Origin of the sequence: Cylindrospermum sp. FACHB-282, from assembly GCF_014697195.1 — a bacterium.
Classification (GTDB): Bacteria; Cyanobacteriota; Cyanobacteriia; order Cyanobacteriales; family Nostocaceae; genus Cylindrospermum.
Map to the genome: position 1 here is coordinate 45285 of NZ_JACJRJ010000021.1, position 12217 is coordinate 57501.

Sequence of the window (12217 nt, forward strand, 5' to 3'; positions counted from 1 at the left end):
GTCGTACCACTAGCGCGAATTTCCATAGGCAGTTTCAATCCCTAATAGGGATTTTGATGAATTGCAACGTAAATGCACCGGGGCTTCTACTTGTAGCGCCGATGTTGTTTCAATCCCTAATAGGGATTTTGATGAATTGCAACACGCCAGGGGCTTCATCTTCATTGCAGATTTTGTTTCAATCCCTAATAGGGATTTTGATGAATTGCAACCGATACCCAGCTAATTTAAAAACAGTTTCTAAAGTTTCAATCCCTAATAGGGATTTTGATGAATTGCAACCGATCGCGAACAGTCCATAATTCAGTTTTGGATGGTTTCAATCCCTAATAGGGATTTTGATGAATTGCAACTTGTACGGAAAATTAACTTATCAGGAAAAAAAATCATGTTTCAATCCCTAATAGGGATTTTGATGAATTGCAACATTTACTTTACCTACTTTAGTAACTATCCAACCTTTGGTTTCAATCCCTAATAGGGATTTTGATGAATTGCAACGGAGACTTCCAGGCGTCCATATCTCTGCACTATCCGGTTTCAATCCCTAATAGGGATTTTGATGAATTGCAACTTCCTTAATTCTCCTTAACTTTTGACTTTTGATTAAGTTTCAATCCCTAATAGGGATTTTGATGAATTGCAACAAGGAAGAAGAATTAATAATTGGGGCCATTGTGTTGGTTTCAATCCCTAATAGGGATTTTGATGAATTGCAACAGTTGTAATTTTCTTTTTCTTTCCGCTACGGTAGCGTTTCAATCCCTAATAGGGATTTTGATGAATTGCAACAATTGAGGTTGATTACTTTGTTCTATAAACTGCCCTTGTTTCAATCCCTAATAGGGATTTTGATGAATTGCAACTTTCTTGATAGCAAATCGGATTCTTTCTTGGTGTTGCGTTGGGTTTCAATCCCTAATAGGGATTTTGATGAATTGCAACACTAAAGTCTCACCAAGATTGCCGAATAATCCTTGGTTTCAATCCCTAATAGGGATTTTGATGAATTGCAACTCCTGGCTTATGATAAACGGTTGGTATCGGTTCAGGTTTCAATCCCTAATAGGGATTTTGATGAATTGCAACGCCCCTTTGATAAAGTTTCTTTTTTGGAGCGGGTGCAGTTTCAATCCCTAATAGGGATTTTGATGAATTGCAACCGCGCGGGTCTGGAACCCAAGCTATATTTAGTTTTCAAGGTGCAGTTGCGCGAATCGATCATAAATATACCATTCCAGAGATCGTTTGAAAAGAGGGGTGAGAATAAAAAACGCTAAAACCCTTATCTATCAAGCATTTCCAGGTTTGCGCGGATCGAAATTCAGTAAAAATCCTGGAAACCCTTACGGGAATTGGAATACAGGCACTTTTTTTCGCCATTGATTTTGTACACCTACCCATCCGCGCAAATAACGCCCAAAAACCCTTCTAGAAGCGGATTTGCAAAAAAGTTACTAATAGTTTTTAGATAAGTAAGTAGGCGAAAAGAAATCAAACTATGTTAAGCAAAGTAAAAAGTATTGAAATTTGCTCGTAGTGAGGGCTTTAGCCCTACTTTGTTCGCGTAGCATCTCGTTCGCCGAGCGTCTCCGACAGGAGATAGAGAGGGCTAAAGCCCTCACTACCAACCTTGAATTATTTACGCCCACCTACTTATTTATTCTTCACCTGACTTTTTGCCTGTTCCAAAGCTATTTCTTTAATAGCTTGATAGGAATTCACATTTGCAGTACCCTCAATTGCCTTAACAGCCAAATCCTGAACTTGCTTAAGTGCAGAATCCAATTGTTTCGAGAGATTGACAAGCCGTGTTTCCTGATTAGTAATAGTTTGTTCTAGAGATTGCAATCTCTGTTCATAAAAACGCTTTTGTCCTTCCACTTCCTTACCATACAAATCAGATTTTGTCTTGGCTTGGTAGTGAGCAATCCCTTTACCTTCTTCCGTAGCTTTTTTGATAGCTGCTTCCTTCTCTTTAGGAAAAGCCTCTACCTTAGCTTTAGATTCTTCAAATAGCTTTTCTCGTTCAGCAATCACCTTTTCCCGTTCAGCCCAAACTTTCTCTGTTTCTTGTTGAATTTCTTCCAGTTGTTTATATAATCCTTTTTGCTGTTGTTCGTATTCATCAGCTGCCAATTGGCGCTGGAGTTCTAAATCATATTTATATTCTGCTGTATCCCGTTGCCGAGTTTTGTTAAGCGCTTCATTCCGTTCTTTAATTGTTCGTTGGTGTTCTTGCTGTTCTTTTTCCCAAGTATTCTTTTGCTCTAAGATTTCTTGAGATAATACTTCATACCGCTGACTATACTCTTCCTGATAAGCTTTATCATTATCTTCATAAGATTGAATTAGAGTATCTAAGGTATCTCCAGAAATCTCCAAATTATGCAATTGTGCTAATTGCTGAACTTCAGTTTCTACAGCTTGCCTAATTTCTTCTAATTTAGAAGCTTTAGTAGTTAGCTGTTCCGATAATTCATTAGCTGCACTACCAAAGCCTAACTGAATTTTGGCTAGACTTTCAATAGTATTATTCATCTTTTGCTGAACGGTAGAAGACTGAGTCATAACTGTTTTTTGTTCTACTTTCGGCTGTTCCTTAGCTACAGGCTGAGTATCTTTCAGTGCTTGATCAAGTTGAGATTTGAGAGCGGCTTTCTCTTTTGCTAACTCCTCATAAGCCTGAAGAATTTCTACTTTTGTACTTTTATCAGTTGGTTTTTTCACTGCCATAACAAACCTCGAAAATCCAAAATTAAAAATCTAAATTTTTTTGACCTATTCCCTAGGGGAATAACTATCTAGCGGTAGAACTATCAAAGGCTCTCATTGCTAAATCTTGCGCTTGTTTCAATGCGGTTTGTAGTTGAGCAGAAATACCTTCTATTTGTTCAGTTTGTTTCCTAATTGTCTCTTCCAAAGATTGAACTCTTAATTCATAATTTTGTTTACTAGATTCCCATTCTTTTTCAAACAAATCAGCCTCAATTTTAGCTTTTTGGCTGGTTTCTTTAATCGCTTCTTCCCTAGCTTTCTTAACTGCTTCTTCTAATTCAGTGGGGAATGCTGCTAATTTTTGTTGATTTTCAGTAAATAATGGTTGGCGTTCGGCAAGTATCTTTTCTCGTTCTGTCCAGTCTTTATCTTTGTGTTGAGTCTTTTCTAAAATTTCTCTCTCTTGATTGCGCTTTATGCTCTCATAGGCATCTGCATTTAGTTTGCTAGCAGTTTCTAATTTATATTGATATTCTTCTTGTTCTTGCTGACGTTCTTTGGTTAATAACTCATTATATATTTGCAGTTTTTCTTCATATTCGGCTTGTTCTTTTTGCCACTCTTTTCGCCTAATTGTGAGTTCTTTTTCTAGTGCTTCCCGCTTGTTAGCAGTATCTTGTTCAAGGATTTTTAACTTTTCTTGATGCTCTTGAGTTAAGATATCTAAAGTATCGGCGACAATTCTGATTTTTTGAAGTTCTTGCAGGCGTTGAGTTTCAACTTCTATAGCCTGGAGTAGTTCATCTAATTTGGAGTTTTCTTTAGCTAATTTTTCTGATAAGGCATTGACAATGCTGCCAAATTCCAATTGCAAATCAGCTAAACCTTTAACAATACTATCAACAGTGTAGGTAGAGGCTGCTGCTAGAATTTCTTGGTTTTTTAGTTTATCTGCTTCTTCTTGTTTGGTAGCTATTTTTGAGTCTAGTTTTTTTCTTTCGGCGCGAATTTGTTGAAATGCTTGTAATAGTTGTTGTTTGCTGTCTTTGACTGCAATTGTAGTCATTTTGTAACTCCCTCCAATAGGCTATGATTAACCAGATAGTAAGCCATACCAAAAGCTCCCCAATGCAGACATCAGGGTAGCTTTTAAAGCAGCGTTGCTAACACAGTGTAAATACGGAAAATATCAGACACTTAGATAACTTTGTGGCGACGTTTACCGTCTAGTAAAGTATGTCCTGTTTTGTAACTAGATAGTACCCTTGTACTAAATGAGCATACTCAACAGGTCAACTCTTGTCAAGATAGAATCACAAGTATTCACAAATAAATCTGCATAGCTCCCAGAAACATAGTGAATGTGATTTCTAATATATTAATTTTGTGATATATATTACATATCAGCCATAAAATATCCACAAAATCAGCGTGGATGGACTAACTTCAGATAAAAGTTATCGATACAAGCACATCCCCAAAATTTTATGTTGTCAATGTATGCTAGTGACTTGACCAAGTACTCTACCAGGGCAGATATCGGACAAACGAGCCGAATTCTCGTAGTAGAAGACGATGAACTCATCCGGGAAATGCTAGTTGTGGCCTTGGAAGAAGAAGGTTATGGCGTCATAGCTGCCCCTGATGGGCGTTCGGCTATAGAATATCTCAAAAGTTGTGAATCAACCAGTGGGGAATTGCCTTTTGATTTAGTTCTTCTGGATTTGATGTTACCGCAGATTAATGGACTAGATATTTGCCGCTTGCTGCGTCATCAGGGAAACCCTGTACCAATTTTGATGCTTAGTGCTAAGGGTAGCGAAACTGACCGTGTTTTGGGTTTAGAGGTAGGTGCAGATGATTACTTAACTAAACCCTTTAGTATGCGGGAATTAGTGGCTCGGTGTCGGGCACTACTGCGCCGCCAACGTTTAAGCACTTTGCCACAACTACCAGTATTAAATCATAAAGATGTTACTTTAAATACCCAAGAGTGCCGCGTTTTAGTTCGTGGTCAAGAGGTAAATCTGTCACCTAAAGAGTTCCGCTTGTTGGAACTGTTTATGAGTTATGCTCGCCGGGTATGGTCACGGGAGCAATTGTTGGATCAGGTTTGGGGGCCAGATTTTGTTGGGGATAGCAAAACTGTGGATGTTCATATTCGTTGGTTGCGCGAAAAATTAGAGGAAGATCCCAGTCATCCAGAATATATTGTGACTGTACGGGGTTTTGGCTATCGATTCGGATAATGGGTGGGGATAGTTGTTAGTTTTTAGTAGAGACAATAGCAACTAACAACTCAAATGTTCTTATTGGGATTTTTTCTGGGTTTGGCGGTAGGTATTGGGTTTTGGGTTTGGCAACAGGTTCAACTTAACCGCTACCTGGGGCGCGTACTCCAACCGTTGACTGCTCATTCTTATAAGGTGGTATTGCCGCTGATTCCTCACTTGCGGCAGGAAATTGCCATGGTGAAGCAGCAACGGCAAGATTTAGAGCAATCGCTGCAAACCTACCAAGACCTGCTAGATTTTGCTCCTCTGGGATATTTGCAGGTGGATGAAGAAAGTCAACTGCTGTGGTGCAATCAGCAGTCGCGGGAAATGTTGCAGTTGCAAAGGTGGCAACGAGGACAGGTGCGCTTGTTACTGGAGTTGGTACGGTCTTATGAGCTTGATCAGTTAATTGAGCAAACTCGCGATCGCCAAAAGCCCCAAATCCGGGAGTGGGTTTTTCATCCCTCTTGCGAAAATGCCACAGAAATGTTAAGCATGAAATCTGTGACTTTGCGGGCGTCCAGCTTGCCTTTACCTCAAGGACAAGTGGGAGTATTTCTCGAAAATCGCCAACCTTTGTTGGATATGAATCAAGCGCGCGATCGCTCTTTTTCTGATTTAGCTCACGAACTGAGAACGCCCCTCACCTCGATTCGTTTGGTTGTAGAAACTCTGCAACACCGCTTGGAACCACCTCTAGATCGCTGGGTTAACCGCCTCATGCAGGAAGTTGACCGACTGATTAATTTGGTACAAAGTTGGTTAGAACTGACCCAAATGGAAACTAACCCCACCATGCAATTGCATTTTGAAGCGGTGGAAGTGCGATCGCTCATTGCATCTGTGTGGGAAAACTTAGAACCATTGGCACAGAGGCAGCATCTAACCCTCAGCTATTCAGAAACAGAAAATCTGTGGATTAAAGCTGATCGCTTCCGCATTTATCAAGTATTTCTCAACTTGCTAGACAATTGCATCAAATACAGCCCCCCTGATACAACTATTCACATTGAAGCTAAAATTATACATATTTCAGATGCTTACCCGGATAATACTAGTTCCCAGCAGATGGAAATTAATATTATTGACTCTGGAGTTGGTTTTTCACCAACAGATTTGCCCCATATTTTTGAGCGCTTTTATCGGGGAGATCAAGCGCGGACTCGTTCCCCATTACCAGAGAGTAATTCAACAACAGCCATTATTGGTAGTGGTCTAGGTTTAGCGATCGTCAAACAAATAATTATCGCCCACGGCGGTATAATCAAGGCTATGAACCATCCAGAAACTGGTGGCGCTTGGATGCAAGTCCAACTCCCAAAAGTTGTGTCAAACACCCCAAGCCAAGACTATAGTTAAACAATATATTTACGTTTAAGAATACAAGTGTGAAAGCTGTCCTTCATAATCCCAATCCTGACAGATCCCAGCTAGCACGTGCTATTCGGCGCCTAGAGAGGGATGTATTACGCATGGGAGCTTTGGTAGAACAATCATTTCGCCTCAGTCACCAAGCGTTATTCGTCCGCGACTTAACAGCAGCTGAGGAGATTCCCCGATTAGATAAAAAAATAGATCGTTTTTATAGACAAATAGAATCAGATTGTACGGCAATTATGACCCTGCAAGCTCCTACGGCTCAAGATTTGCGCTGCTTGAGTGCTTTTATGCAGCTGGTGCGAGATTTAGAACGGATTGGGGATTACGCTAAGGATTTAGCTAAGATTGCAATTAAAATATTTCCCTATCCCCCTCATGCTTCTTTGCCAGATATTGCAGTCATGTCTCACCATGCACAGGCAATGTTAGCAACTAGCTTGGTGGCTTTGGCAGATTTGGATGCCGCCGGCGGACGGGGTTTAAAGCACCTAGACGACACCGTAGACAATGCCTACGATCGCGTTTATCAAACTTTAGCCCAGCAACGGGATTTTCCTGGGGTGATCGAGCCAATTCTGCTCCTAGCGTTAGCAATTCGTTGTCTGGAACGCATGGCAGATCACGCTACTAATATTGGTCAACGAGTGGCATACATCGTTACCGGTCAACGTAATTAACTAACGAGCCGCCATTAAGGCAGGCTCTCTTTACCCATCCTATGTAGTGTGCGTTCCCTAACGCACCTTTTTAGCACTTTTAATCACTGCAACCATACCTCATATTTGCTATTTACTCGGTAAGTGTAGCCCGTCGAAGTTGTCAAGGCGTAAGTCCTTTAGATAATAAAAAAATTGGCGTTGCTGATTGAGAATATGAATTTGTTTCGCGCAGAGGCGCAAAGGCTCAAAGCTACGAAGAAAAAGAAGGGTAATTTTGGCATTTCATACTTTGATTCAGCAACGCCAAAAAATTTCTTAACTAACTCAAATTTCACTAAAAGCTTACCTGCTCTTAAACTTTGCCGATTAAAGTAGATAACTATCTAGTCGAATCTGTCTTTGGGGTTAACTTTGCACTGGTATTACATCATCCTGGGTCAATTCAACTAAGGCATACCCCCTCCTGGTGAATTTTCAGGATACATCCGGTAAATTTTCAATCAATCAAACTCTGCAATGACCTATCCCACAAGTCGCGCCCCAAACTCCAATACACTAAGCACCTCAGCCTTAAATGGAAAATTGCCCCAACGGCTATTTTCCCGTCGGGAAGTGATTCAGCCAGGGGACGACATACTCTGGCGCGTCGAACGCGGAGTAGTTCGCACCTTAACCTGGAGTGAAGAAGGAACATTCATCACTTTGGGATATTGGGGAGCAGGGGATTTAATCGGCTATCCCTTGTCCCGAATCAATCCCTACCAAATTGAATGTCTGACAAGCGTAGAAGTGACCGCTGTCCCACCCCGTCTCTGGGGGCAAGAAGTCAATGCTTTACTATCCCACATTCAACAGGCAGAGGAGCTCTTAAGCGTAGTACACCGTAAACCTATTTCTCTACGTTTATGGCAGTTTTTGGTATGGTTAGGTGAAAAATTTGGTCGGGATGTGGAACAGGGTAGACTGATTGATTTACATATTACTCATCAGGAAATGGCAGAAGTACTAAATACAACTAGGGTAACTATTACAAGGTTACTACACCAGTTTGTAGAAGAAGGTACATTATTACGTCACAAACGTAGTTTGATTCTGCGTTTACCAAATGCATTAATCAGCCAATAGTTGAAAAATTCAGTTATTGACTTGTGTAAAGTATCGTAAATATTGTACAATCTATTCTGGATATATGTGTAAATTCCCTTAACAAAAGGGACTTGATCATAGTTGAATTAGTCTGGTGTGAGTGAGATTAAAAGCATGATAAAACTATTCTGGAATGTTCTCAAAGTCAGTCCAGTTGTTGTTGCCGCTACATTTTTCGTTGCTAACAACGCCTTAGCTGGTGAAACCAACGAGGAACTAACAACTGTTGCTCAGTTGTCCCAAGATGCTAACAACATGGGTCAGGTAACATCCGTTTCTCAATTTTCGGATGTGCAACCTACAGACTGGGCATTTCAAGCTTTGCAGTCTTTGGTTGAACGCTACGGCTGTATTGCTGGTTATCCTAACGGCACCTACCGTGGTAACCGTGCATTGACCCGTCATGAATTTGCTGCTGGTTTGAATGCTTGTTTAGATAGAGTTAACGAACTAATTGCCACAGCTAGTGCTGACCTGGTAAACAAAGAAGATTTAGCTACCTTACAGCGGTTACAAGAAGAATATTCTGCTGAACTGGCAACTCTGCGCGGTCGTGTGGATGCTTTAGAAGCCCGCACCTCTGAATTGGAAGCCAATCAATTCTCTACCACCACCAAGCTTAAGGGTGAAGCTATTTTTGCTCTGTCTGACGCTTTCGGTGATCAGAGAGCAGGTGGTGGAAGTTTGGAAAGCAACACCACATTTTCTGACCGCGTTCGGTTGACCTTAGAAAGCAGCTTCACTGGTAAAGACAAGTTGCAAATCCGGTTGAATGCTGGCAATTTCGTCCAAAATGAGGCCGTAACGGGTACAAGAATGACCCGCTTAGGCTTTGCCGAAGCAACTGATAACGGAGTTGAAATAGATAAAATCAACTATGCCTTCAACTTGGGCCCAGCACGTGTCCAGGTTGACGCTAGTGGTGCTGAGTTGTACGACAACGTCAACGTCTTCAACCCTGATTTCAAAAGCAGTGGTTCAGGTGCTATCTCCCGTTACGGACGTTTCAGCCCCATCTATCGCCAAGGGGCTGGTGGTAGTGGTTTGACGGTGGAATTAAACCCCCAAGGCGCTTTAACCTTAAGTGCAGCCTATCTCGCATCGGAAGCTAACGACCCCACTGATGGTAACGGTGTATTCGATGGCAATAATACTATCTTCGGTCAGTTAGCATTCAAGCCCAATAAGGCTTTCAGCGCAGCTTTAACCTACGCTCACACTTATCAAGGTGCTGGTGGTAGGCTTTTTGAAAGTACAGGAGGTGATAATGCTAATAGACCATTTGGTGCTAATAATGCTGCCTCATCGAACAACTACGGTCTACAAGCCTCCTTCCAACCCAGTTCTAAGTTGACTCTTGGTGGTTGGGTAGGTTATACTACTGCTCAATCTGAAACCAGCAATCAGGACGCTGATATTTGGTACTGGGCTGCTACCCTTGGTGTAAAAGATTTGGGTAGAGAAGGCAACGTCTTAGGTGTGATCTTCGGTCAACCACCCAAAGTCACTGGCGGTAGTAATATTACTACTGAAGACTCTGACACCTCTTATCATCTAGAGGGTCTCTACAAGGTCAAGGTTACCGATAATATTGCTGTCACTCCTGGTTTGTTGGTGATATTCAATCCTGAACACAATAACAATAACGATACTATTTACGTAGGTACTCTGCGTACAACCTTCACTTTCTAAGATTGGTTGTGGTTTAGTAGTAAAAGCGAAAGCCCGTCTTTTGGCGGGCTTTTGTTTGGGAAAAATTTAGCTTATGTGGGATGATTATCTGGTTGATTCGACAAATTTGTTGGGGGACGATCGCAACTCCACGCCCACCAGACATAACCACAGTGACAATGGTAAAATTCCTGCCATTTGCGGCGATGGTTTTCTGTGATCACAGGCGATCGCCGATTGAGCCAAACTGCTACAGATTCTCGACTACTTGAGTGGCAGCTAGGACAGTAAAATTGGTATGCGTGAATTGCTTTATTCGTCCATTCAGGCGGGTTGGGAGCAAAGGCGTCCATGTAAATATTAAGTGTAGTTCAAATAATCAGCCAGGGCGGACTCCAACAAAACCAAGGTTTTAATAACTTGGATTGGCTGGTAAAGTCTCCTGTGGATGAGGTTTTAACCGCCTGTTTAGTCTTTAAGTTGAGATAAAAAATTTGTTATTGTATCTCACAAACTAAAGGTTAGCATGAAAAATTGATCATTATGACTAATAATTAAAATTATGGAGCAAAATGTTGAAATTCGCCGTTTACTAGATGTGATGCCTGCTTCTGGTCGGATGACGACAAAAATAGTCAGCAAGCCGGAGCAGAAAAAGGTGATGGACGCAGTCTTTCCCCTACCCTGGAATCAAGAGCGACCTATATATATTAACTTCGATTTGTGGCGTCGCTTGACTAAGCCACAACGGGACTTACTGCTGTTGCAGATGGTGAGCTGGTTGACAGGGGTACAGTGGTTTAAACCAGATGTTTATCAAGGTGTGTTGTTGGTGGCACTGGTGGGCGGATTAGTTGAATCTGCACAGTCTGATGTGGTGGGTGTGGCGATCGCATTGGGGTTAAGTGCGATCTCTGCTTTTAGTGTCTGGCGCAATAACCAATCTTTAGAGTCAGAGTTAAACGCCGACGCAGCAGCAATTCGCATCGCCCAGCGGCGGGGTTACTTAGAAATAGAAGCCGCCCAGCATTTGTTGACTGGAATTGAGGCGATCGCCAAAATTGAAGGGCGTTCTGGTTTAAATTTTAGCGAGTTGATTCGTTGCCAAAATTTACGGGCGATAGCCGGTTTGTCACCAGTGGGTGTCCCCGAAAACTATAAATAGATATAGATATGAAATCTTTCACCTCCCGAATGCAGGACGTACAGTCGCCGATCATTCCTGTTGTCGGGGAACTGATTAAAAACTCTCCCGGAACCATCTCCCTAGGGCAGGGTGTTGTATATTACAGCCCGCCACCAGAAGCATTAGAGATGTTGCCCAAATTCCTCGCTGAACCAGGGAATCATCTCTACAAAGCAGTTGAAGGCATACCCCCATTATTGACAGCACTGGCGGCGAAATTGTCAGCCTTCAATGGCATAGAAATCAATCAAGAAAATTGCATCATCGTCACAGCGGGAAGCAACATGGGGTTTATGAACGCCATTTTGGCGATCACCTCCCCAGGGGATGAAATTATTTTGAATACGCCCTACTATTTCAATCATGAAATGGCGATTACAATGGCTGGTTGTCATCCGGTGTTAGTGGCGACAGATGAATATTACCAATTGCGTCCTGATGCTCTAGCCCAAGCCATTACCCCCAAAACCCGCGCCATAGTCACAATTTCCCCCAACAATCCCACCGGGGTAGTGTATTCAGCAACGGCATTGCACCAAGTTAATCAAATTTGTGGCGATCGCGGCATCTACCATATTAGCGATGAAGCTTATGAATACTTTACGTACAACGGGGTAAAACACACCTCCCCTGGTGCATTTGGTGGCAGTAGTGAATATACAATTTCCCTCTATAGCCTTTCCAAAGCCTACGGTTTCGCTAGTTGGCGCATTGGCTATATGGTGATTCCCCAACATCTGTTTACCGCCGTCAAAAAAGTCCAAGATACGATTTTGATTTGTCCGCCAGTAGTCTCACAGTATGCTGCTTGCGGGGCATTGCAGGCAAAAAGCGACTACTTAAAACAACATATTAGTGCGATCGCTCAAGTGCGGCAACTAGTACTAAATTCACTCAATCGCCTCCAAGACTTATGTAGCATCGTCCCCGCCGATGGCGCCTTCTATTTTTTCTTAAAAGTGCATACCAAAATGAATGCTTTTGATTTAGTTAAACGACTGATTCAAGAACATCAAATTGCAGTGATTCCTGGTACAACCTTTGGTATAGAAGACGGATGTTCTCTGCGTGTTGCTTATGGTGCGCTGGAAAAAGAAACAGCAAAAGCAGGTATAGAAAGATTAGTCCAAGGTCTGCAAGCGATATTATAAATAGTGCACCCTAACAACTAATCTAAACTC

General features: G+C 42.0%; 10 protein-coding genes and 1 CRISPR repeat array (1 of these 11 running past the window's edge). Of the genes, 7 read left to right on the plus strand and 3 right to left on the minus strand.

Annotation, left to right across the window (positions count from 1 at the left end):
- Positions 1 to 1163: direct repeats of the CRISPR family, unit length 37 nt; unit sequence GTTTCAATCCCTAATAGGGATTTTGATGAATTGCAAC (it extends 761 nt beyond the left edge of the window).
- A 493-nt stretch (positions 1164 to 1656) separates the two neighbouring features.
- Both H6G32_RS12825 and H6G32_RS12830 read right to left on the minus strand, forming a co-directional pair.
- Positions 1657 to 2736 carry a hypothetical protein gene (locus H6G32_RS12825; RefSeq protein ID WP_190458752.1) on the minus strand — a complete coding sequence of 360 codons (1080 nt, stop codon included), beginning with the start codon at positions 2734 to 2736 and terminating at the stop codon, positions 1657 to 1659.
- Between the two features lie 64 nt (positions 2737 to 2800).
- Complete coding sequence (locus tag H6G32_RS12830) at positions 2801 to 3784, minus strand: hypothetical protein (protein WP_190458754.1); 984 nt, start codon at positions 3782 to 3784, stop codon at positions 2801 to 2803.
- Between the two features lie 430 nt (positions 3785 to 4214).
- On the opposite strand from H6G32_RS12830, the gene H6G32_RS12835 reads away from it, so the two are divergent.
- From H6G32_RS12835 to H6G32_RS12855, 5 genes are all read left to right on the plus strand, one after another.
- Positions 4215 to 4967, plus strand: coding sequence for a response regulator transcription factor (locus H6G32_RS12835; RefSeq protein WP_190458832.1), 753 nt, complete (start codon positions 4215 to 4217; stop codon positions 4965 to 4967).
- 54 nt (positions 4968 to 5021) lie between these two features.
- Positions 5022 to 6353, plus strand: coding sequence for a sensor histidine kinase (locus H6G32_RS12840; RefSeq protein ID WP_190458755.1), 1332 nt, complete (start codon positions 5022 to 5024; stop codon positions 6351 to 6353).
- A 29-nt stretch (positions 6354 to 6382) separates the two neighbouring features.
- Positions 6383 to 7051, plus strand: a complete 669-nt coding sequence (gene phoU / locus H6G32_RS12845) for a phosphate signaling complex protein PhoU (RefSeq protein WP_190458757.1) — start codon at positions 6383 to 6385, stop codon at positions 7049 to 7051.
- A 498-nt stretch (positions 7052 to 7549) separates the two neighbouring features.
- Positions 7550 to 8158, plus strand: a complete 609-nt coding sequence (locus tag H6G32_RS12850; protein ID WP_190458759.1) for a Crp/Fnr family transcriptional regulator — start codon at positions 7550 to 7552, stop codon at positions 8156 to 8158.
- 135 nt (positions 8159 to 8293) lie between these two features.
- Entirely contained in the window at positions 8294 to 9871 is a 1578-nt protein-coding gene (locus H6G32_RS12855) for an iron uptake porin (protein WP_190458761.1), read from the plus strand.
- 71 nt (positions 9872 to 9942) lie between these two features.
- Here H6G32_RS12855 and H6G32_RS12860 read toward each other — a convergent pair whose 3' ends face one another.
- Positions 9943 to 10203, minus strand: a complete 261-nt coding sequence (locus H6G32_RS12860; RefSeq protein WP_190458762.1) for a hypothetical protein — start codon at positions 10201 to 10203, stop codon at positions 9943 to 9945.
- Between the two features lie 209 nt (positions 10204 to 10412).
- On the opposite strand from H6G32_RS12860, the gene H6G32_RS12865 reads away from it, so the two are divergent.
- Positions 10413 to 11015, plus strand: a complete 603-nt coding sequence (locus H6G32_RS12865) for a DUF3318 domain-containing protein (protein WP_190458763.1) — start codon at positions 10413 to 10415, stop codon at positions 11013 to 11015.
- An 8-nt stretch (positions 11016 to 11023) separates the two neighbouring features.
- On the plus strand, positions 11024 to 12187 hold the full coding sequence (locus H6G32_RS12870) for a pyridoxal phosphate-dependent aminotransferase (RefSeq protein WP_190458765.1): 1164 nt from the start codon (positions 11024 to 11026) through the stop codon (positions 12185 to 12187).
- The last annotated feature ends 30 nt before the right edge of the window (positions 12188 to 12217 follow it).

What these genes read in the sequence shown, in the direction of transcription:
- H6G32_RS12825 (WP_190458752.1), bottom strand. Translation starts at nt 2,736, where the DNA reads ATGGCAGTGAAAAAACCAACTGATAAAAGTACAAAAGTAGAAATTCTT.
- H6G32_RS12830 (WP_190458754.1), bottom strand. Translation starts at nt 3,784, where the DNA reads ATGACTACAATTGCAGTCAAAGACAGCAAACAACAACTATTACAAGCA.
- H6G32_RS12835 (WP_190458832.1), top strand. Translation starts at nt 4,215, where the DNA reads ATGTATGCTAGTGACTTGACCAAGTACTCTACCAGGGCAGATATCGGA.
- H6G32_RS12840 (WP_190458755.1), top strand. Translation starts at nt 5,022, where the DNA reads ATGTTCTTATTGGGATTTTTTCTGGGTTTGGCGGTAGGTATTGGGTTT.
- H6G32_RS12850 (WP_190458759.1), top strand. Translation starts at nt 7,550, where the DNA reads ATGACCTATCCCACAAGTCGCGCCCCAAACTCCAATACACTAAGCACC.
- H6G32_RS12855 (WP_190458761.1), top strand. Translation starts at nt 8,294, where the DNA reads ATGATAAAACTATTCTGGAATGTTCTCAAAGTCAGTCCAGTTGTTGTT.
- H6G32_RS12860 (WP_190458762.1), bottom strand. Translation starts at nt 10,203, where the DNA reads ATGGACGCCTTTGCTCCCAACCCGCCTGAATGGACGAATAAAGCAATT.
- H6G32_RS12865 (WP_190458763.1), top strand. Translation starts at nt 10,413, where the DNA reads ATGGAGCAAAATGTTGAAATTCGCCGTTTACTAGATGTGATGCCTGCT.
- H6G32_RS12870 (WP_190458765.1), top strand. Translation starts at nt 11,024, where the DNA reads ATGAAATCTTTCACCTCCCGAATGCAGGACGTACAGTCGCCGATCATT.